Genomic DNA, 19082 nt, shown 5'->3' with positions numbered 1-19082 from the left:
AGCGGACGAGGTCGCCTGGGCAACGGGCGGCGGACATTTTCCCTATGCGGCTTTGGAGCGAGGAAGTTGGCGCGCGCTTCGTCCGACCTTGCTCAACTCTCCTGTGATCCGGAGAGTCTAGAATGAGGCCCGCCCTCTTCGGCCTGACATGCGGCGGCATCGCCCTCGCGCTTGATCAGCTCACCAAAGCGGCGGCGATGGCGCATGCTGTCGCCCTGACCGCCGGCCTCCCGATCCTTCCCAGCTTCAACCTCGTTCTTGTGCGGAATGACGGGGTGAGCTTCGGGTTGCTTGGCGGACTCCCGCCATGGCTGCTCGTCACGCTGGCGCTGGCGATCTGCGTCTGGCTTCTGGCGACGATGCTCCGGGCGACGGATCGGATCGAAGCCGCCGGGTGCGGGCTGATTATCGGCGGCGCGCTCGGCAACATGATCGACCGCATGAGACACGGAGCGGTGACCGATTTTCTGGATTTCTACGCCGGCGCCTGGCATTGGCCCGCTTTCAACCTCGCGGACACATTCATTTTTTGCGGAGTGGCGGCGCTACTCCTCGTGAGCGGGAAAGGGCGTCGGCGCCGAGCCCCCGAGTAAGAGAGTCGCTGCGCCGGCTTCATTCTCGCATGGTCCGCCTTCACATGCTGCGTCGGGGCCCTTGAAGCTATAGCAACTTGAGCTGCTAACAGCCAAGCGTGGAAGTGCGAATCGCAGATCTTGATCGCCCCTTCCGGGCCCCTCTGGCGCCTTTGCACAGCATGGGCTCTCCATCGGGAGAACCGCCTTTCACGACAGGCTGACTTCGCAGCGACCAACAATCCGACTGAAGGACGCAACATGAACCGACGAGCGCTTGTCACAGGTTTCGGCGCGGCCGCGGTCGCTGTATTTGGCGCGGCGGCATTTTTCTACGAGACGCCGAAGAGCCCGGCCGAGCTCGCCTGGGAGGCGGACCCGCCGCCGCTTCTCCGCGATCACGCGCCGGTTATCGGCCCGGCGGACGCCCCTGTGACGATCGTCGAGTTCTTCGATCCTTCCTGCGAAACCTGCCGCGCCTTTCACCCTGTCCTGAAGGAAATTCTGGCGGATTTCGAGGGAGACGTGCGGATCGTCGTGCGCTACGCGGCGCTGCACGACGGCTCCGACGAGGCGGTCCGCATTCTCGAAGCGGCGAGGCTACAGGATCTGTTCGAGCCGGTGCTCGGGGCGTTGCTGGAGGCGCAGCCGATCTGGGCGAAACACGGCGCGCCGGATCTTGCCGCGGCCTGGGGCGTGGCGGGTCGCGCCGGGCTCGACGTCGCCCGCGCCATGCAGGACGCACAGTCGCCCGCCATCGCCGAGATTCTCGCGCAAGATGCCGAGGACGTGAAAGCAACCGGCGTCTCCAAGACGCCGACCTTCTTCGTCAACGGCAAGCCGCTGATCGAGTTTGGCCGCCAGCAGCTCTACGATCTGGTCGCGCGCGAGGTGGCGGCGCTCTGAACCGGCGTCGCGCGCTCGTCGATGAAGGCGCGGAATCGCGCGAGCGTCGCCTCGCTCACGTGATGCTCTATGCCTTCGGCGTCCTGTTCCGCCGTCTCGGGGTCGAGCCCGAGAATCAAGAGAAACTCCACCACAATCCGGTGCCGCTCCCGGCAGGCGCGCGCGAGCGCGGCGCCTTCTTCCGTCAGGAACACGGAGCGATAGCGCTCCCGCGTCACGTAACCGTCGCGCATGAGCCGCGCGAGGTTCTTTGCGACGGTCGGTTGGGTGACGCCCATCCGCGCGGCGATATCCACTGGGCGCGCCTCTCCCATCGTCTCGATGAGTTCGGCGACAAGCTCTACGTAATCCTCGACGATCTCGGTCCGATGAGCGTCCCGCGTAGCGCGGAAGCCGCCGGCGCTCGCTTCGGCCGGGTCGGCATCAGCCTCTTTCTCCTTCACGTCACGCATTCGTTCTCTCCGATCCGCGACACGATCTTGACACGTACAAGCCAAGAGAACAAAACTTAGCCATGTCTATCTTATCAAGACGAGTCGTCATCGAATGCCAAGCTGCGTGAGGCGAGCCTCGAACCGATCGCGCCGGATCACCGCAATGGCGCTGTTTTTCTGCGTCTCGGCTCTCTCCGCGGCGCAGGCGACGTCCCTCGCCGAGGCTCCGTGGCGCCCAGAGGCCGCCGCCTGGCGCGCCACGATTTTTCTCGGGAATCTGGCCCCGGTTCCCTGGGATGGGGTCGCCGGCCTGTGGCGCGAACCGGTCGCAGGGTCCGGGGGCGGCCGCCCCCCGCTCGCCGTGCTCGCCGATCTCGCCGGCGAGGAGGCGGCGAAAGACGTGGAGGCGGCGCTTGCGGCCGAGGACCGCGCAGAGCTGTTCGAGGCGGCCTCGCGCGGTCTCGTCGCCGCGCTCCTGAATCGTCTCGATCTTGCGGAGGCGGCGCTCCAAGCCGGAGGTGCGCCGTCTTACGTCGCCGAGGCCCGCGCGATCTACCGTGCCTTCGAGGACGGCGTCGCGGCGGCCGACCCTGCGACCGCGCGCCGGCTCGGACGGGCCTGGCTCGATCTCGCCAGCGCCGCCAGCGCGCGCGCGCGAGCGACGACGGGAGCCGACGCCCTGCGGTTCCGCGCCGCGAAGGCGGAGATCTCGGCCTACGTCGCCCGCGAATACGCGCCGGCGACGTTCGCGCCGCGCGCGCAGCTCTCGACGCTTCCGAATTCCGCAGGCGCGGAGATCGAAGCGCCGGTCTTCCTGCCGCCCGGGAGCCGCATCCAGGATCAGTCGCCGCTGCCGAAGCTTGTGCTCAATTTCGAAGAGCAGGGAATCGACGAGGCCGACCTCCCGCTCGTCGCCTATGGCGACATGCTGTTCGACAGCCCGCTGATCTTCGGCGACCCGGCGCGGACGGCCGGGATCGCCTGCTCGACCTGCCACAACAGGAGCGAGGCGAACCGTGACTTCTTCATTCCGGGGACGGCGCACCGGCCGGGCGCCGCGGATGTGGACGGCGGCTTCTTCAACCCGATCTTCAATGACCGGCGCGACGACCCGCTCGACATCCCGAGCCTCCGCGGCCTCCGCTTCACCGGACCATACGGCCGCGACGGCCGCTTCGCCTCGCTCCGCGACTTCACGCGCAACGTGATCGTGAACGAGTTCGCCGGGCCGGAGCCGACGCCTTTCATGCTCGACGCGCTCGTCGCCTACATGACCGAATTCGACTTCCTGCCGAACCGCCGGCTCGGGACCGACGGCCGGCTCGCCACCGGCGCGTCGGAGGCCGAACAGCGCGGCGAGGCGCTCTTTCGCGCCCCATTCGCCGGGATGGACGGCCGCTCCTGCGCGAGTTGCCATGTTCCTTCCGCCAACTTCCTCGATCGGCAGGCGCATGACATCGGCTCTGTCTCGCCCGGATACGAGGGCGCGCGCGACGGCGCGCTCGACACGCCGACGCTCCTCGGTGCGCGCTTCACCGCGCCCTACATGCATGACGGCGCGCTGCCGACGCTCGACTCCGTGGTCGACTGGTTCGACGCGCGCTTCGCCCTCGGCCTTTCGCCGCGCGACCGGACCGATCTCGTGACCTATCTCGAAGCGATCGGGGACGCCGACGAACCCTTCGAGACGTTCGACGCGCAGCGCACGCGGTTCCGCCTCGCCTTTGAAGAGCTGACGACCTTCGCCTCAACGCTCGCGACGCTCATCCCGCGCCGCGACGCGCGGCACGCGCTCCTTCTCATCGACACGGTCGCCGCCGACCTGGCCGCGGAGACGGCGATCATGGGGAACCTCGACGCGCGCGAGGACGTCTACCGGCTCGCGGCGGCGCTCGACGCCGCGGGGGGCGCGATCCGCGCCGGCGACTGGGCGGAGGCCGAGGCGCAGTGGGGCGAGTTCGGGCGCATCCGGGACAGGATCGACGAGAGGATGTTCTGAGCCATGGCGCCTTCCGTCCCTCACCGCCCGCATCGCCGAACCGTTCTCGCCGCGTTGGCCGCCGGGGCGTTCGCCGGCGCGGCGCACGGAGCCGGCGGGCGGATCACGCTCGCATTCGTGCCTCAGGAGAACCCGGAGAAGCTGCTTGGCGACATCGAGGCGATCACGCGCTGGCTCTCGGCGGAGACCGGGCTCGCCGTCTCAGGCTTCGTCACCGCCGACCACGCCGCCGCGATCGAGGCGCTCCGGAATGGCGACGCCGACATCTCCTTCATGGGCGCGCTGCCCTTTGTGCTGGCGGAGGCGGAGATCGGCGCGGAGCCGCTCCTCTCCGAAGTCTATCGCGGCGCGGCGACCTATCGCGGCCGCATCTTCGTCCTGCGGGACGGCCCGGTGCGGAGCCTCGCCGATCTCGCCGGGCGGAGCATCGCCTTCGCAGATCCGATCTCGGAATCGGGCTATCTGTTTCCGCTTGACCTCTTCGTCGGAGCCGGTCTCGCCGAAGACGCCGCGGCGGCGCGGCGGTTCTTCGATCAGGTCTATTTCGCCGGCGGCTACCAGCAGGCGATGCAGGCGCTCGCCGAAGGGCTGGTGGACGCGGCGGGCGCTAGCGAGTTCGCCGATCTTCTGCTGACTCCGGAGCAGCGCCGGTCGGTGACATGGATCGCCGAGACGGAGCCGATCCCCTCCCATGTCGTGATCGCGCGGCCCGACCTTGACGAGGGCGCGCGAACCGTTGTCGTCGCCGCGCTTCTGCGGCTGAACGAGCCGGCGAACCGGCCGCTCCTCGCCCATCTCTACGGGCCGGAAGGCTATGTCGTCGCCGATCTGGCGGCTTTCGAGCCGGTGCGCGCGCTCGCGCGGCGCCACGGCCTCCTCGAATGAGCGCGCCCGCAGTCGCGCTTGACGGCGTTGGCTTCCGGCGGCCCGGCGCCGCCGCGCCCGCGCTAGAGTCGATCGACCTCTCGATCGCCGCGGGCGAGGTCGTGGCGCTGGTCGGCCCGTCCGGCGCCGGCAAATCGACGCTCCTGACGCTGCTGGACGGCCGTCTCCGGGGCTGGACCGGCTGCGCCACGACGCTCGGCCGCGCCCTTTATCCCGACCGGCCGCCGCCGCGCGCTGCGCGCGCGGAGACTGGCTTCGTCTTCCAGTCCTTCGCGTTGGTCGAGAGGGCGACGACTCGGCGGAACGTCCTCAACGGCCGGCTCGGCCGGATGCCTCTCCTGCCTTCGCTCATGGGCCGCGCGCGGCCCGAGGACGACGCGGCGGTGAGCGCCGCGCTCCGCGATGTCGGGCTTCTCGATGCGGCTGTGACGCGGGTGGACCGGCTGAGCGGCGGCCAGCGCCAGCGCGTCGCCCTCGCGCGCTGCCTGGCGCAGGAGCCGCGGCTGATCCTCGCCGACGAGCCGGTCGCCAGCCTCGATCCGCGCCGCGCCCGGGAGGCGCTGCGCCTCCTCGCCGACCTGGCGATCTCCCGCGGCGCGACGCTGATCTTCTCCTCGCATCAGCCCGCGCTCGCGCTCGAAGTGGCGACCCGCGCCGTCGCGCTCCGCGACGGGCGCATCGCCTTCGACGGTCCCGCGAGGGAGCTGACCGAAACGGCGCTCGAAGATGTCTACGGCGCCGCGCCGCGGGCCTCGCTCCGGCTCGCCGGATGACCGGCCGCGCCGGCGCGCTCGCTTCATGGTGGCCCGGCCTCCTCGTCGCCGCGCTCGTCCTCTGGTCCGCCGCCACGCTGGAGGCGGATCTCTCGCGCGTCGCCGCTGCGGGGCCGCGTCTCGGCGCGTTTATCGCACGCATGGCTCCGCCCGACCTCTCGGTCTGGCCGGAGGTGCTCGACGGCCTCCTCGAGACGCTCCGCATCGCGGTCGTCGGCACGCTCGGCGCGATCCTCCTCTCCGCGATCCTCGGCCCGGCCGCCGCCGCGACCGTATCGCCCGGCTGGATCGTGCGGCCGGCGCGCGTGCTCCTCGCGCTCCTTCGCGCGGTGCCCCTCATCATCGTCGCGATGCTGATGGTGAGCGCGGTGGGGCTCGGCCCGCTGCCCGGAATCCTCGCCGTCCTGATCCACGGGACGGGGATGCTCGCGAAATACTACGCCGAGGCCATCGACGACGTGGATCCGGCGGCGTCGGCGGCGCTTGAGAGCGCGGGCGCCGGCCTGCTGCAGCGTCTCCGTTTCGCAGTTTGGCCACAGATGGCGCCGGCTGCGCTGCGCGACACGATCTTCCGCTTCGAGCTCAATCTCCGCGAGTCACTCATCCTCGGCGTGGTTGGCGCTGGCGGGATCGGGCTTCACATCCAGACCTATGTGCGCTCGTTTCAGTTCGAGAAAGCGGCGACGGCCACGCTCGCCGTCGTCGCCGCCGTGCTGCTGATCGAGGCGCTGAACGGGGCTCTCAGGCGGCGCGTCGCGTGATCGAGGGCCGTTCACTTTCGCGTTACGCAAGTCGAGAGGCTTGACCCTCAAGCGGCCATAGAAAGCAACAAGCCGACCTCAGCAAGCAAGGGAAACCGATCCGCATGAATCTGACCGCATCCACACTCGGCGCGCTCGCTCTTTTCGCGGCGGCCACAATCGCCTCCGCCGAGAGCGATACGACGTTCCGTTATGACGGCGTGACCTATGCCGGGGAGACCCTGCCTCAATCGCTGCGCCAGCGACTCCACGAGATCGCTCTCGAAGCCGCCGAGCGGAGCAGGCAAGAGATCGACCGCTATGTCCTCGACCTCTACGTGACGGAACGCGCCGTTCTCGCAGATCGCCCGGTCGACGATGTCCGGCAGGAGCTGATCTTCGGTCCGCCGCCCGACGAAGCGACGCTTCGCGCCTTCTACGACGACAACAAGGATCGGATCGGCGCGCCGTTCGATCAGGTCAAGGACCAGCTCACCCAGTTCCTCGCCCAGCGGATCGCGCAGGAGAACGTCGTCGCACTGCTCGCGCGCATCGCAGCCGAAAAGGGATATGTAGCCGAAGTCGAGACACCGCGCGCGCCGCAACTTGCGATCGCGACCGAAGGCTATCCTGTAAAGGGCGGGGCCGAGGCCGATGTCACGATCATCGAGTTCGCCGATTTCCAGTGCCCCTATTGCGAGGCGGCGACAACGGCGATCGACAATCTGATGAAGATCTACGGGGACCGGATTCGCGTCGTCTTTCGCGACTTACCGGTCAACCCCTCTGGCGTCTCGCGAAGGGTCGCCGAGGGCGGCGTCTGCGCTGCGGCGCAGGGCGCATTCTGGCCCTATCACGACCGCGCATTCTCGCAGCGCGCGGATCTGACCGCCGAGACGCCGCCGCTGCTTGCCGCCGAGCTCGGCCTCGACGTCGACGACTTCGCCGCCTACCTCGCGGACGAGGCGACCGCCGCCCGCGTCGCCGCTTCGGAAGCCGAGGCGCTCTCCCTCGGCGTTACGGGAACGCCGACCTTCTTCGTCGAAGGCCGGCTCGTCAGCCCCGGACCCGACCTCGAGGCGGCGCTCGCCGCAGCGATCGAGGCGGAGCTGGCGGAGGCGCGATGAAGGGCGCCTGGGCCCCGACCGCATTCCGTCATGATCCGGGATAGGACGCGAACACTTCCGTCGAGCCGTCGCGACGGATGAGGAGAACGTCATAGGGCTCGCGGTCGTCGCCCTGGTCCATGCCGGGCGAACCGAGCGGCATACCCGGCACGGCGAGTCCCACGGCGTCGGGCCGCTCGGCGAGAAGACGGCGGATGTCCTCGGGCGGCACGTGACCTTCGACGACATAGCCTTCGATCGTGGCCGTGTGACACGAGATCGCGTCCTCCGGTACGCCAAGCTTCAGTTTGTGCTGAATAAGCTCTCCAGCCCAGAGGTCGCGGGTGGTCGGCGCGAAACCGGCGGCTTCAAGCCGTTTCGTCCAGGCGAGGCAACACCCGCAGGAGCTGGTCTTCGCCACGTCGATCACGAGCGTTTCACCCGTGCCGACTTGCGCCGCCGCCGGCGCGGCGAGAAAACAGATGATAAGTCCGAGAACTTTCCTGCGATCCATCGTCTTTCCTTCTCCTCGCAGCTCCAGAGACAAGCATGTCATGTAGTTCGACCTGTTTCGAGCGGCCACCGCATCGCACCTCCGGCGGCTCCGGCCTTCGAGGCCGTCATCCCGTTTTCTCTGGATCGAAACGAAGCAGCCGGAGCGCGTTCAGAGTGACCAGCACCGTTGCGCCGGTATCGGCAAGAATTGCCGGCCACAGGCCGGTCACGCCCAAGACCGTAGTGACGAGGAACACAGCCTTCAGCCCCAGCGCGACAGCGATGTTCTGGCGCACATTTGTCATCGTCGCGCGGGCGAGCCGGATCAGCGCGGCGACATCGGTGACGCGGTTGCGCAGAAGCGCGCCGTGCGCCGTTTCCAGCGCGACATCGGCGCCCGAGCCCATCGAAAGTCCGACCGACGCCGCGGCAAGGGCCGGCGCGTCGTTGATCCCGTCCCCGACCATCATCACATGATCGCCTGCTCCGAGGCCGCGGATCGCCTCGGATTTGTCGCCAGGCTTCATGCCGGCGCGGCTCTCCATGCCGAGGCTCTCTGCAATGGCCGCCGCCGTCGCGGCGTTGTCTCCCGTCAGCATGATTGACCGGACCCCGAGCGCCCTCAGCGCATCGACGCCGGGCCGTGCATCCGCCCGCGGTTCATCCCGGAGCGCGAGCCAGCCGAGCGCGGCGCCGTCCTTCAGGACGACCGCGACGGTCTTGCCTTGGCTTTCGAGCGCCGCGATCTCCGCCTCCGTCACGATGTCGAGCGCGCCGCGTTCCCGCGCATGACCCGGAGATCCGACGATCACCTCTACTCCGTCGATATCCGCACGGACTCCGCGGCCCGGAAGCGCCGCGGCCGCTGTGGCGGCGCGCGGGCGAACGCCGCGCGCCGCGGCCGCCTCCTCGACGGCGCGTGCGAGCGGGTGCGCGGAGCCCTGCTCGACGCCCGCGGCGAGCGCGAGGAGTTCGTCCTCCGGAATGTCGAATGCGCGAAGATCCGTAAGCGCAGGAGCCCCCTCTGTCAGGGTCCCGGTTTTGTCGAACGCGACGAGAGTCGTCCGCGCCGCCGCCTCCACGATGGCTCCGCCCTTCATAAGGAGTCCGCGCCGGGCGCCCGCGGAGAGCGACGAGGCCATCGCGGCGGGAACCGAGATCACCAGCGCGCAGGGGCAGCCGATCAGCAGGAGTGCGAGCGCGCGATAGGTCCACTCGCCCCAGTCCGCGCCGAGAGCGATCGGCGGGACGATCGCGACGAGGATCGCCGAGACGACGATCGCCGGCATGTAGATACGGCTGAACCGGTCGATGAACCGCTCGGTGGGCGCGCGACTCGCCTCGGCCTCCTCCACCAGCCGCACGATGCGGGCGATTGTGTTGTCCTCGGCGGCGCGCGTGACGCGGATCGTCAGCGCGCCCTCGACGGCGATCGAGCTGGCGAAGACGTCCGACCCCGGCCCCTTCGCGACCGGAACCGATTCGCCCGTCACCGGGCTCTCGTCCACGCCGGACTCGCCCTCGACGATCTCTCCGTCGGCCGGCAGCCGCTCGCCCGGGCGGACGAGAACGAGGTCGCCGATCTCAAGCGCCGTCGCCGGCATGTCGCGAAGCGCCCCGTCCACGATCCGCCGGGCGGTTTTCGGCACGAGCGCGGCCAGCGCGCGGATGCCGTTGCGGGCGCGGTCGGTCGCGACGCCCTCGAGGAATTCGCCGACTGCGAAGAGAAAGACGACCATCGCCGCTTCGGCGGCGGCGCCGATCACGAGCGCGCCGGCCGCGGCGATGGTCATCAGCATCTCGATCGTGAACGGCTGACGTGCGCGAAGCGCGGCGAAGGCGCGGGCCGCGACAGGAGCGAGGCCGAGCAGGCAGGCCGCGATGAAGGCCCAGTCCGCCTGTTCTGGCGGCAGAACGAGGCTCGCGCCCCAAGCGGCGGCGAGGAGAAAGGCCGTCGTGGCGACGAGTTGCGCCTTCGCGGAGCGTAGCAGCGCCCGGAGCGGGCCTTCGTCGGCGGCTGTCGCCGCGGGCGCCGAAGCGCCGTCGTCCGCTGGAGCCTCCGGCGAGATCCGGTAGCCAAGCGCAGTCACCGCGCGTTCGACATCTTCGGTCGCGCCGCCGGCTCCGAGCCGGAGCCGCAGCCGCTCCGCCATCAGCGACACCTCGACCGCCTCGACTCCGGGAAGCCGGGCGACAGCGCCTTCGACTTTCCGGACGCAGCCGGCGCAGTCCATGCCCTCGACCCGCCAACTGCGAAGGTCCGCCGTCGCCGTTCCGTCCATCACCGTCTCCCTGACCGATTCGGCCCTTGTCCGCTTGGTTCCAGTCAGCTAATGCCTACAGCAACTATAGCTACAAGGGATCTCGGCATGATGACCATCGGCAGACTCGCCACGGCGGCCGGAGTCAAGGTTCCGACGATCCGCTACTACGAGCAGATCGGTCTGCTCGGCGCGGCGGAAAGGAGCGCGGGCAACCAGCGGCTCTACGGACGGGACGCGGCCGACCGGCTCGCCTTCATACGGCACGCGCGCGAACTCGGCTTTCCGCTCGAGGCGATCCGAGACCTTCTCAGCCTCTCGGACCGACCGGATCAGCCCTGCGACGCGGCGGACGCCATCGCCCGCGCGCAGCTCGCGGACGTCACGCGTCGACTGGCTCGTCTGGGTGCCCTGAAAGTGGAGTTGGAGCGCATGATCGAGCAATGCAGCGGCGGTCGGATCGCCGATTGCCGCGTCATAGAGGTCATCGGCGACCATGCGCTCTGCGAGACGGATCATCGGAAAGCGTCCGGCGCGCGCGCGATTGTCTGATCCGCTCTCACTCACTACATTCAGGAAATGAAGTTGGTCCTGCGCACGCTCCTGTTGGCGTTGATTGTCCTCGGCTCCGCAATCCACGGACAGTCGCGGGAGCCGGCATGGCACTTCGAAGGGCCTGCAATCGGACTCGCAAGCAGCGCGAACGGCGCTGCGAAGGACAGTCGATGTCAGCCCACGCATTGCGAGCGCGCCGCCGTGGCGGCCGGTGCGCCGGCGCTACAAAGATCGATTGACGCTCCCATATTCATCGCTTGGGAAGTGTTGGATGCACGCGCTTCGTCAAAGCCCGACCTGGCGCTCGACCCGCCTCCGCCCCGCCTCGCCTGATCCTCGCAAAGGCGCGCCGGCGACGGCGTCGTCTCTGATCCTGTCCGGGCGCCTGTCGCCTGCCGCCGCAACGTACCCGGGGGCAGGTGACACGCCTACGAGAGCAAGGCGAACACAATGGCGTTTTCCGTCGAAGCGAATCGAACCGCCGGCAGCCCTTCCGCCGGGCGACTGAATCCGAAGGCGGGTCCCGCCTTTCTCGCGCTGCTGATCCTCTCCGCGATTCCGGTCTTCTGGAACGGGTTCGCCTCGCTGATGGCCGCGTGGAGCCTGCCCGAGTACAGCCACGGGCCGCTGATCCCCATACTCTCGGCCTATCTCTTCCTCAGGCAGATGAAGACGATGGCGCCAGACACGCCGAGCGCGGCGGAGCGACGGCCGGGCGTCGTGATCGTGATCTTCGCCTATCTCGTCGCCGCCTTCGGGGAAGTGGCGAACATCTATGACATCGTCACCTACGCCCTCATCCTGTGGGTCTTCGGCGTTACGGTGATCGGCTTTGGCTGGCGGCGCGGCTGGCCCTACTGGCACGCCATCCTCCATCTCGGCTTCATGTTGCCGCTGCCTCAGTTCATCTACTGGCAGGTGACGACGCAGCTCCAGTTCATCTCCTCCGAGATAGGCGTCGCGGTGATCCGGCTGATGAACATTCCGGTCTTTCTCGACGGCAACATCATCGACCTCGGCGTCTACAAGCTGCAGGTCGCCGAGGCCTGTTCGGGCCTGCGCTACCTCTTCCCGATCATGAGCTTCACCTATGTGTTCAGCGTTCTTTACCGCGGCCCTTGGTGGCTGAAGGCGATGCTTCTGCTTTCCGCTATGCCGCTGACCGTTCTGATGAACAGCTTCCGGATCGGCGTAATCGGCGTCCTCGTCGACAATTACGGGATTGGGATGGCGGAAGGGTTCCTGCACTATTTTCAGGGCTGGGTGATCTTCGGTGCGGCGATCCTGATCCTTCTCGGCATGGTGCTCGTTATGCAGCGACTGATCGGAGACCGTAGGCCGGTCGCTGATGCGCTCGACATCGATTTCTCCGGGCTCCGGGGCCAGATGGCGCGCAGCCTCCAGGCCGCGCCTTCGCGTGCGCTTGTCGGCTCCGCGCTCATCACGGTTCTGCTGGCCGCCTTCATGCTCGGCGCGCCGGAGCGCGAACTCCAGCGTGTCGAGCGCGCGCCGTTCATCCTCTTCCCCGACAGGATCGACGGTTGGAGAGGCAAGGTGCGCCCGCCACTAGACCCTCAGATCGCCGCCGTCCTCGCTGCGGACGACTACCATGCCGCGCTCTATCAGTCTCCGAGCGAGGCGGCGCCGGTGGACTTCTACACCGCGTTCTACTTCAAGCAGACCGAAGGCAGCGGCATTCACTCGCCGGAGGTGTGTATTCCCGGCGGCGGCTGGGAAATCTCCGAAATAGAGCAGGCGATGATCCAGCTGTCGCCGAAATCGGAAGTCGCTCCCTTCGAGGTGAACCGCGCGATCATCCAGCTCGGCTTGCAGCGCCAGCTGGTCTATTATTGGTTTGAGCAGCGCGGTCGACGGATGACAAACGACTACCTCGTGAAGGCGACCGTGCTATGGGATTCGCTAATGATCGGACGGCAGGACGGGGCGCTCGTGCGCCTCATCACGCCGATCCTGCCGGGCGAGAGCGACGCGTTCGCCGAGGCTCGTCTGCAAAGGTTCATGGAGAGCCTGACCCCGCTCTTGCCGCGTTACATTCCCGGCCGGTGACGCAGATCTGGCGCGCCTCGCCTCACCCCGCCAACCACTATCTGCGCTTCGCCAAGTCTGGTGGACAGCTGCTCTTCCACCGCGTCAACTAGGTCTATGCGCGAACTTCGGTCATCGTCACCACCAACCTCGCCTTCGGCTAATAGCCCAGCGTCTAAGGCGACGCCAAGATGGCGACAGCGCTCCTCGACCGGCTCACCCACCACTGCGGCATCGTCGAAACTGGCAAAGAGAGCTGGCGCTTCAAGAACCGCACCTGATCCCGACCGTTAGGCCATGAGACAGGCCTGACTCGCCTGCGCCGTCTGGATAGCCCCGGCGCGTCGGGCCCGTAGCAAACAGCCGTGAGAGGGGTCCCTTTTGGAAGCCGATCCGGATTTCCGGCTCAGCGCCGATTGACAGCTCAATCGGGGGTGAAGAACCTTGGACCGTCGGGAACGGTTCTGAAAGGTCCAGCCAGCGCGTTAGGCGATGAGAGACTGGACGTCGGCCTCGCCCTCTTCGAGCTTCATAGTCATGAGCCCCACCGCCATCACAAGCGCGATGGCAGGGTCAATGCGACCGTAGCTCTTCGCCTTGTCGAGCTTCCGGTTGTTCGCCGGATCGGCGACCACCTTGACGTTGCCGACCGCCCATCGGAGCAGCGGGTCGGCGCCGTGGACGAGATCGCCCTCCACCACCAGCGCCTCGAGCGCGTCGATCGCCGGGCTCATGTCCTTGAACCCCTGACCGTAGGGCTCGAGCGGCAGCTCCTCCCCCATCTCGGCGACCTCCTTCTTGAGCGCGTCGATCCGCCAGCGGTCGTAGGCGATCCCGCGGAAGGCGTAGATCTGCCAGAGGTAGATGAGCCGCGCGGCGACAAGGGAATAATCCACGACCCGGCCCGGGGTGAGGGTGATGAGGCCTCGGGCGACCCATTCGCGATAGGGCGCGCGATCCCGGCGCTCGCGGTCGTCGACGTTCTCCTCCGGCGCCCAGGACTCGGAGCGGACATGCACCTTTCCCTTGTGCTTCGCGATCATCGTGAAGCTGGTGAGGTCGAGCCGAGATGACAGGTCGAGACCGCCCCATACCTCGCCCTCCTGGAACGCCTCCTCTTCGATCGCCGCCGCGCATTTGTCCCACACCATCGGATCGAAGAGCGAGGCGTGCGCCGCGACGCGCTGGTTCAGCTGGAGGTTCCGGATCGAACCCATCATCGAGGGAAGGCGGATCGCCCTCGTGATCGCCGAGCGCAGATCGGACGCATCGCGATAGGTGCCTAGGCCTGGATTGGAGAGCCGCCAAGCATCCTCGTCGAAGAGGTCCGCCCCCACCGGCGTCGTGTGAAGATGGGCGATGACGGTCTGGTCTTCGACCGTTCCCTTCATCGCCTCCAGCCCGTAGTCGAGGAGCTGCGAGAAGAAATGCGCATCGTCGGGCGCCTGGGTCGAGATGCCGAGCAGGAGTGGCTCCGGCTGCGAGCCGAGCGAGGTCGAGAGCGCGTCGTAGAGGTCCCGCTTCGGCGCCGCGCCCATCTCGTCGTAGACGATCAGGTCCGGGCCGAACCCGAGCTTCGTCTTCGCCTCGGCCGAGACGCATCGGTAGACGCTGTTCATCCCGGGAAAGACGATGCGCTTGAGGCTCTCGACGAATTTCAGCATCGGCGTGATGAAGGGGTTCGTCCGGGCGAGATCGCAGACGAACTGGAAGACCACGCCCGCCTGGTCACGGTCATTCGCCGCCGACATGATGAGGCTGTTCGGTTTCCGGACCGGGCCGACGAGATGCGCGAGCACGATGACCCCGGCCAGGAGCCCCTTTCCGTTCCGACGCGCGACGCTCAGAAAGGCCTGCTTGACCACGCGCCGACGGGTCTCCGGATCCAGCCGGTTGTAGACGTCGCGGATGAAGTCCTGCTGATAGGGATGGAGGCGCAGCGGCTCGCCGATCCGGATGCCCGCCGGAACGCGGAACGTGTGGCCGAAGCCGATGATTTCTCCCGAGGGCAGGCCGATGTCGTCTTCGTCGACGTCGAGGCTCAAGAGGAGCTGGCGCTTCCGGTCGGATACCGGGACCGGAAGCGCCCGGAACTCTTCCCTCACGCGGCTCCGATCAGCTTGAGGTATTCGAGGTCGACCGCCTCTCCGTCCTTCTCGGCGGAGCCGATGCGGGCGCGGGCGGCGGGGCTGAGCCCGAGCGACGAGCCGATCAGGTGGACGTTCTGCACGAGCTGGTTCCGCATCCGGAAGAGCGGGTTCGTGGTCGTTCGCCCGTTCATCGTGACGAGGTTGCCGGTCGTCTTGAGCTTCTCTTCGATCTCGATCAGGTGAGCCTGGAGAACGCAGTAGTTCCGGACGGCGTCATAGTCGGCGAGCGTCAGAAAGCCCTGCATCGACGTCGCGACCCGTCGCCAGATGGTCACCTGGAGCTCCGTCAGGTCGTCAGGGGGCAGCGGCAGGCCGCCCTGCGGCTGAAATTCGTCGTCGAGCGCAGTTTCGGGCGCGCGGCCTTCGAGCACGCGCAGCTTTGCGGACTTTGGAGCCGGTCCTCTCTTTCCCATGGCCACTACCCGTTTCGCTATCGTCGGCTTACGATATGCGACTGAATTATGTCCATTGCGCCCGCAATCGACAACAGGAACGAAAGCGGATCGCCGAGAGGCAGATTTCCGGGATCGTCAGAGCCCGTCAGGTCGGGTTTTCGGGCGAACCCGATCTTCGAGCCCCCACAGATTTTTCAAAACTCCGGGCCGTTCCAATGAAGGGGCGGGGGTCGGCCGGGCTTCGTCGAATTTGAACTTGACCTCCCCCCCCGACCCCGAAGACGACGGCCAGCCGTCGCTGAAGACGAAACGAGCCCGGAAATGATGTAGAAATATAGATCGACGTTGTTTCTTGATCTGTATTTGACGGCGAAAACAAAAAAATCGAATGAGGCTATCGCCTCCTGAGAGATGGTTATTGATCGCGCGGGCGCCTCGCGGTGATCGGGGCGGAGCGGCGAGGCGAGGCGGGGCGGCGAGGCGACGCGGCGAGCCGGAGCACGAGGCGAGGCGGAGCGGCGAGGCGGAGCGGCGAGGCGACGCGGCGCGCGGGGCGCCAGCGCCCGGCGGCGGCGGGTGCCTGGTCGCGCCCGGCGGCGCGGCGGGGCGGAGTCCTCTTTTCGCGCGCGCCGCATTGCGGGGTCACCAAACCTTTTTTGCAATAAATACATGGGTTTATTAGATTTTTTTGCCGCGCGCTTTTTTTCTGAGTGAGCGCCATTGCGCCCGCAGTTTCCGCGCCTATCTATACCGCATCGGCAGGCAATACCGCAGGCCGGGGCGGGCGAAAGTGCCTCGCCAAATCAGCGAAAGGACTACCAGATGTCGAACAATGTTAACGCCGCCGTCGTCGCGATCGAAACCGCCCGCAAGAATGGGCTCGCCGCGACCACGCCGGAAGCCTATGACGCGGCGCTTGACGCGCTGAAGGTCGCCGGAAAGGGCGCGAAGGGCGAGACGCTGAAGGCGGCGATCGCCGCGTTTCAGGCGCTGAAGGCGCAGGGTCGCCCGAAGGTGAAGGTCGATCGGTCGGCGGCGGCGCGTAAGGCGCACATGACGCGGCGCGAGAAGGCGGCGCTCGAGTTCTTCGCCTGATCTGAGCGGGCGCCCCTAGGGGCGCCCGTTCTCTTTCATGGGGCGTCCGTCGGGCGCCCCTATTCTTTTGTGACGGGGCGCCCGACGGGGCGCCCCGTTTTGATTCCAGCGCCCGGCGGGGCAGCGGGGCGCCAGCGCCCGGCGGGGCGGCGGGGCGCCAGCGCCCGGCGGCGGCGGCGGGGGGCGCCCGGCGGGGCGGCGGGGGCGCCGCCCGGCGGCGGCGGCGGCGCGCCCAGCGCCCGGCGGCGGGGCGGCGAGGCCAGCGCCCGGCCGGGCGGCGTCCGGTGAGGCGGCTGAGCGGGCCGCCAGCGCCCGGCGGAGCGGGCGCAGCGCCCGGCGCGGCCGATCGAGCGGCGGCGGCGGCGGCGGCGGCGGGCGGCGGGGCGGGCGTCGGAGACGGCGACGCGGATTCCGACCCGAAATCGACCTGTCGCGCGACGGGCGCCGCGAAATCCACATTGCTTCGCGGAATTGATATTGACGGCGCGCGCAACCGGCGTCGCGAAATCGACGTTGCGTCGAGCTCGAGACGCGATGCGTCAGCTGTCGCGAAACCGACATTGCCTTCGTCCTGGACCATGTTGCGCCTGGGGCGCGCGCCTGGACCCGCGGGAGGTCTCGCTCGATCCCGGTCGCGAGGCTCATGCGCGACGTCGAGGCGAGATCGAAGCCCGTCGCGCCAGGCGCCGCGAAATCGACATTGCGCCTTGACCGGCCGGTCGCGCGCCTGGTCCGCGCGCCTGGTCTTGCGCCATTGCGCCGCCAGTCTTCGGCCTCGTCCGCGCCTCAACTATAGTCAGTTCAGCCGTCAGTCAATAAATGGACCTTACTTGTATTCTATTATTGATATAATTTCGCGCTCTACTTATATATTAGGTGACAAGCGGGGCAATAAAGCAACGCTGGATAGAAGAAAGGGACTGCGAATGTCGTCACCATCATCACGACTGATAGATGCGGCCTTTAACGCCGCAATGGACGAGCTCGAGGCGGAGGGCCGCATCTTCAACATCTTCGTCGACGGCGAGACCCACACGGTTCTTGACGACGAGGGCGTCAACTGGCTCCCGCTGCTGGACGAGAACGAGCCCGACGTGCTCGCCGAGACGGTGATCCCGGCCGGCACGAAGTTCCGCATCGAGCCGCTTGTCGCCACCGCGAAGGACGGGGCGAAGCAGACCTTCTCGCTCGAGTTCGAGGCGGTCTTCGCCACGACGGCGGACCGCGTCGTCGAATACGGACGGCAACGGTATGTCCATTTCTGCCGGAAGAACGGCTGGACGCCGTATCCGTATTACGCCTTCAACAGCTTCGTCGAGGGCGACGGGGTCCAATACTTCTCGCTCAACGCCTGAACGGACAGGCAGGGCGTCGGCGATCCGTCGCGCGGCCTGCCCTTCTTCATCCTACCACCGGAAAATCGACAATGACTTGCAACCAGACACCGAACCGGGCGCGACGCGAGCGCCTGTTCCACGTCTTCGCCTTGGCGGAGACGTCTCCCTGGCCGATCCTGCTCGGCACGCATCGAGCGGCATCGGCGATCCGGGCCTGCACGCTGATCGCGAGGGAGGCGCGCCAGGCCGGAACCGACATCGAGGGCTACGACCTCTACGCCATCTCCGCCGAGATCGACATTGCCGAGCTGGCCGAGTGCGAGCGCCGCGCGCTCGCGCCGTCGCTCGACGCCGCCCAGGAGGATCATTCATGACCACGAAGACCTATGTGACGGCGACCGAGATCGCCGGCTGCGCGCCCGGCGTCGCGGACGATCTGCGGCGCGGAAATCACATTGCGCCGACGCTCGACGTCGGCATGTGGCTTCGCGGGCATGACGGACGCATCCGCAGCGACGCGCGGCGGGTTGTGGTCGCCAAGGCGGAGGCGATCAAGCGCGCGACGTTCAAGCCGAACGTCCTGGCGGACTCGACGAGCACCGAGGAGACCGAGGCGACCTGGTGGAGCGTCGTCGCCACCGAGGCCGGATCGCGCTCGCAATCCTATCGCGAGTATGTCCGGCGCGGGTTCGTCGAGACGCTGGCGACGCAGGATTGCGGATGCGACCGCGCCGCCTGCGGCTGTCGGGTCAACTTCATCGCGACGGCGACGTTCCTTTCGACCGCCGTCGACGGCTCGGAAATCTGGCTGACCGAGACGGTCAGCTGGCGCATCATCTGACAACCACAGGAGAACAGGATCATGGCCAACTACTTCGGATCGTGGCGCTCGAACCACTTCAAGCCCCGCGACCTCGACGCCTTCATCGAATGGGCGGGCAGCATCAAAGGCACGGACTGGGCAGAAGAGAACGGACTCGTCGTCCTCTATCAGGACGACGCCGACGGCGGGTTGCCGTCGATCCGCATGAACGACGACGACGAAGTGGAGATCGACTTCCTTGTGGAGTTCGGCGCGCATGTCGCGTCCGACTCCGTCGCGATCATCATGGAGATCGGCTCGGAGAAGCTGCGCTATCTTGTCGGAACCGCGACGGCGATCCGCGGCGCGGCCGAGGGCGAAGACGGGCCCGAGACCATCCAGATTTCGCTCGAGGACATCTATGAGCGAGCAGAAGCCGCATGGCTGGGCGTCGAAGTGACGCCGGCCAGCATCTAGGGAGAGGCGTCACGGCGATCACCGTGATCGAAAGCAGCATCCCGCGCTCGAAGG

General features: G+C 67.6%; 20 protein-coding genes and 1 pseudogene. 16 read left to right on the top strand and 5 right to left on the bottom strand.

Annotated elements, in window-relative coordinates; genetic code table 11:
• The first annotated feature begins 122 nt into the window (after positions 1–122).
• Entirely contained in the window at positions 123–593 is a 471-nt protein-coding gene (lspA, locus tag ACE37J_RS12120) for a signal peptidase II (RefSeq protein WP_409711512.1), read from the top strand.
• A gap of 240 nt (positions 594–833) precedes the next feature.
• Entirely contained in the window at positions 834–1478 is a 645-nt protein-coding gene (locus ACE37J_RS12115) for a DsbA family protein (protein WP_409711511.1), read from the top strand.
• Here the strand turns inward: ACE37J_RS12115 and mntR are convergent.
• Positions 1442–1930 (bottom strand): manganese-binding transcriptional regulator MntR, encoded by a 489-nt coding sequence (gene mntR / locus ACE37J_RS12110; protein WP_409711510.1) that lies wholly within the window; start codon positions 1928–1930, stop codon positions 1442–1444. The two genes, ACE37J_RS12115 and mntR, sit on opposite strands and share 37 nt — an antisense overlap.
• Before the next feature lie 145 nt (positions 1931–2075).
• Here mntR and ACE37J_RS12105 point away from each other — a divergent pair, with 145 nt between their 5' ends.
• From ACE37J_RS12105 to ACE37J_RS12085, 5 genes are all read left to right on the top strand, one after another.
• The gene (locus tag ACE37J_RS12105) at positions 2076–3911 is read left to right on the top strand and encodes a cytochrome c peroxidase (protein ID WP_409711509.1); all 1836 of its coding nucleotides are present in this window, start codon (positions 2076–2078) and stop codon (positions 3909–3911) included.
• 54 nt (positions 3912–3965) lie between these two features.
• Positions 3966–4796, top strand: coding sequence for a phosphate/phosphite/phosphonate ABC transporter substrate-binding protein (locus ACE37J_RS12100; RefSeq protein WP_409711508.1), 831 nt, complete (start codon positions 3966–3968; stop codon positions 4794–4796).
• Positions 4793–5569: a phosphonate ABC transporter ATP-binding protein gene (locus tag ACE37J_RS12095; RefSeq protein WP_409711507.1), complete on the top strand. Its 777-nt coding sequence runs from the start codon at positions 4793–4795 to the stop codon at positions 5567–5569. Before ACE37J_RS12100 ends, ACE37J_RS12095 begins: the two co-directional genes overlap by 4 nt.
• A complete protein-coding gene (phnE, locus tag ACE37J_RS12090) occupies positions 5566–6330 on the top strand; it encodes a phosphonate ABC transporter, permease protein PhnE (protein ID WP_409711506.1) in 765 nt (254 codons plus the stop codon). The genes ACE37J_RS12095 and phnE overlap by 4 nt, the downstream gene beginning before the upstream one ends.
• Before the next feature lie 104 nt (positions 6331–6434).
• Positions 6435–7436, top strand: coding sequence for a DsbA family protein (locus ACE37J_RS12085; RefSeq protein WP_409711505.1), 1002 nt, complete (start codon positions 6435–6437; stop codon positions 7434–7436).
• Between the two features lie 28 nt (positions 7437–7464).
• Here ACE37J_RS12085 and ACE37J_RS12080 read toward each other — a convergent pair whose 3' ends face one another.
• Together ACE37J_RS12080 and ACE37J_RS12075 are read right to left on the bottom strand one after the other, a co-directional pair.
• A complete protein-coding gene (locus ACE37J_RS12080) occupies positions 7465–7929 on the bottom strand; it encodes a DUF411 domain-containing protein (RefSeq protein WP_409711504.1) in 465 nt (154 codons plus the stop codon).
• A gap of 106 nt (positions 7930–8035) precedes the next feature.
• Positions 8036–10192, bottom strand: a complete 2157-nt coding sequence (locus ACE37J_RS12075) for a heavy metal translocating P-type ATPase (RefSeq protein ID WP_409711503.1) — start codon at positions 10190–10192, stop codon at positions 8036–8038.
• Positions 10193–10279: 87 nt separating this feature from the next.
• Here ACE37J_RS12075 and ACE37J_RS12070 point away from each other — a divergent pair, with 87 nt between their 5' ends.
• The 4 genes and pseudogenes from ACE37J_RS12070 to ACE37J_RS12055 all read left to right on the top strand — a co-directional run.
• The gene (locus ACE37J_RS12070) at positions 10280–10723 is read left to right on the top strand and encodes a MerR family transcriptional regulator (RefSeq protein ID WP_409711502.1); all 444 of its coding nucleotides are present in this window, start codon (positions 10280–10282) and stop codon (positions 10721–10723) included.
• A 27-nt stretch (positions 10724–10750) separates the two neighbouring features.
• On the top strand, positions 10751–11059 hold the full coding sequence (locus ACE37J_RS12065; RefSeq protein WP_409711501.1) for a hypothetical protein: 309 nt from the start codon (positions 10751–10753) through the stop codon (positions 11057–11059).
• A gap of 117 nt (positions 11060–11176) precedes the next feature.
• Positions 11177–12793, top strand: a complete 1617-nt coding sequence (gene xrtD / locus ACE37J_RS12060; RefSeq protein ID WP_409711500.1) for a VPLPA-CTERM-specific exosortase XrtD — start codon at positions 11177–11179, stop codon at positions 12791–12793.
• Positions 12794–12831: 38 nt separating this feature from the next.
• Positions 12832–13053 (top strand): annotated as a pseudogene (locus ACE37J_RS12055) (ATP-binding protein); the annotation flags it as partial.
• 204 nt (positions 13054–13257) lie between these two features.
• On the opposite strand, the gene ACE37J_RS12050 reads toward ACE37J_RS12055, so the two are convergent.
• Positions 13258–14877, bottom strand: a complete 1620-nt coding sequence (locus tag ACE37J_RS12050) for a terminase large subunit (RefSeq protein ID WP_409711499.1) — start codon at positions 14875–14877, stop codon at positions 13258–13260.
• Positions 14874–15293, bottom strand: coding sequence for a phage terminase small subunit P27 family (locus ACE37J_RS12045; RefSeq protein WP_409711498.1), 420 nt, complete (start codon positions 15291–15293; stop codon positions 14874–14876). The genes ACE37J_RS12050 and ACE37J_RS12045 overlap by 4 nt, the downstream gene beginning before the upstream one ends.
• Positions 15294–16139: 846 nt before the next feature.
• Between ACE37J_RS12045 and ACE37J_RS12040 the strand changes: the two genes are divergently transcribed.
• The 5 genes from ACE37J_RS12040 to ACE37J_RS12020 all read left to right on the top strand — a co-directional run bounded on the left by ACE37J_RS12040 (position 16140) and on the right by ACE37J_RS12020 (position 19028).
• Positions 16140–16412, top strand: a complete 273-nt coding sequence (locus ACE37J_RS12040; RefSeq protein WP_409711497.1) for a hypothetical protein — start codon at positions 16140–16142, stop codon at positions 16410–16412.
• 974 nt (positions 16413–17386) lie between these two features.
• Positions 17387–17767 (top strand): hypothetical protein, encoded by a 381-nt coding sequence (locus ACE37J_RS12035; RefSeq protein WP_409711496.1) that lies wholly within the window; start codon positions 17387–17389, stop codon positions 17765–17767.
• Positions 17768–17838: 71 nt separating this feature from the next.
• Positions 17839–18123 carry a hypothetical protein gene (locus tag ACE37J_RS12030; protein ID WP_409711495.1) on the top strand — a complete coding sequence of 95 codons (285 nt, stop codon included), beginning with the start codon at positions 17839–17841 and terminating at the stop codon, positions 18121–18123.
• Positions 18120–18590 carry a hypothetical protein gene (locus ACE37J_RS12025; protein WP_409711494.1) on the top strand — a complete coding sequence of 157 codons (471 nt, stop codon included), beginning with the start codon at positions 18120–18122 and terminating at the stop codon, positions 18588–18590. The genes ACE37J_RS12030 and ACE37J_RS12025 overlap by 4 nt, the downstream gene beginning before the upstream one ends.
• A 21-nt stretch (positions 18591–18611) precedes the next feature.
• Positions 18612–19028 carry a hypothetical protein gene (locus ACE37J_RS12020; RefSeq protein ID WP_409711493.1) on the top strand — a complete coding sequence of 139 codons (417 nt, stop codon included), beginning with the start codon at positions 18612–18614 and terminating at the stop codon, positions 19026–19028.
• Positions 19029–19082 lie beyond the last annotated feature (54 nt).

Origin of the sequence: Pikeienuella sp., from assembly GCF_046290545.1 — a bacterium.
Lineage (GTDB): Bacteria > Pseudomonadota > Alphaproteobacteria > Rhodobacterales > Rhodobacteraceae > Pikeienuella.
This window is presented reverse-complemented; position numbering and strand designations above follow the sequence as displayed.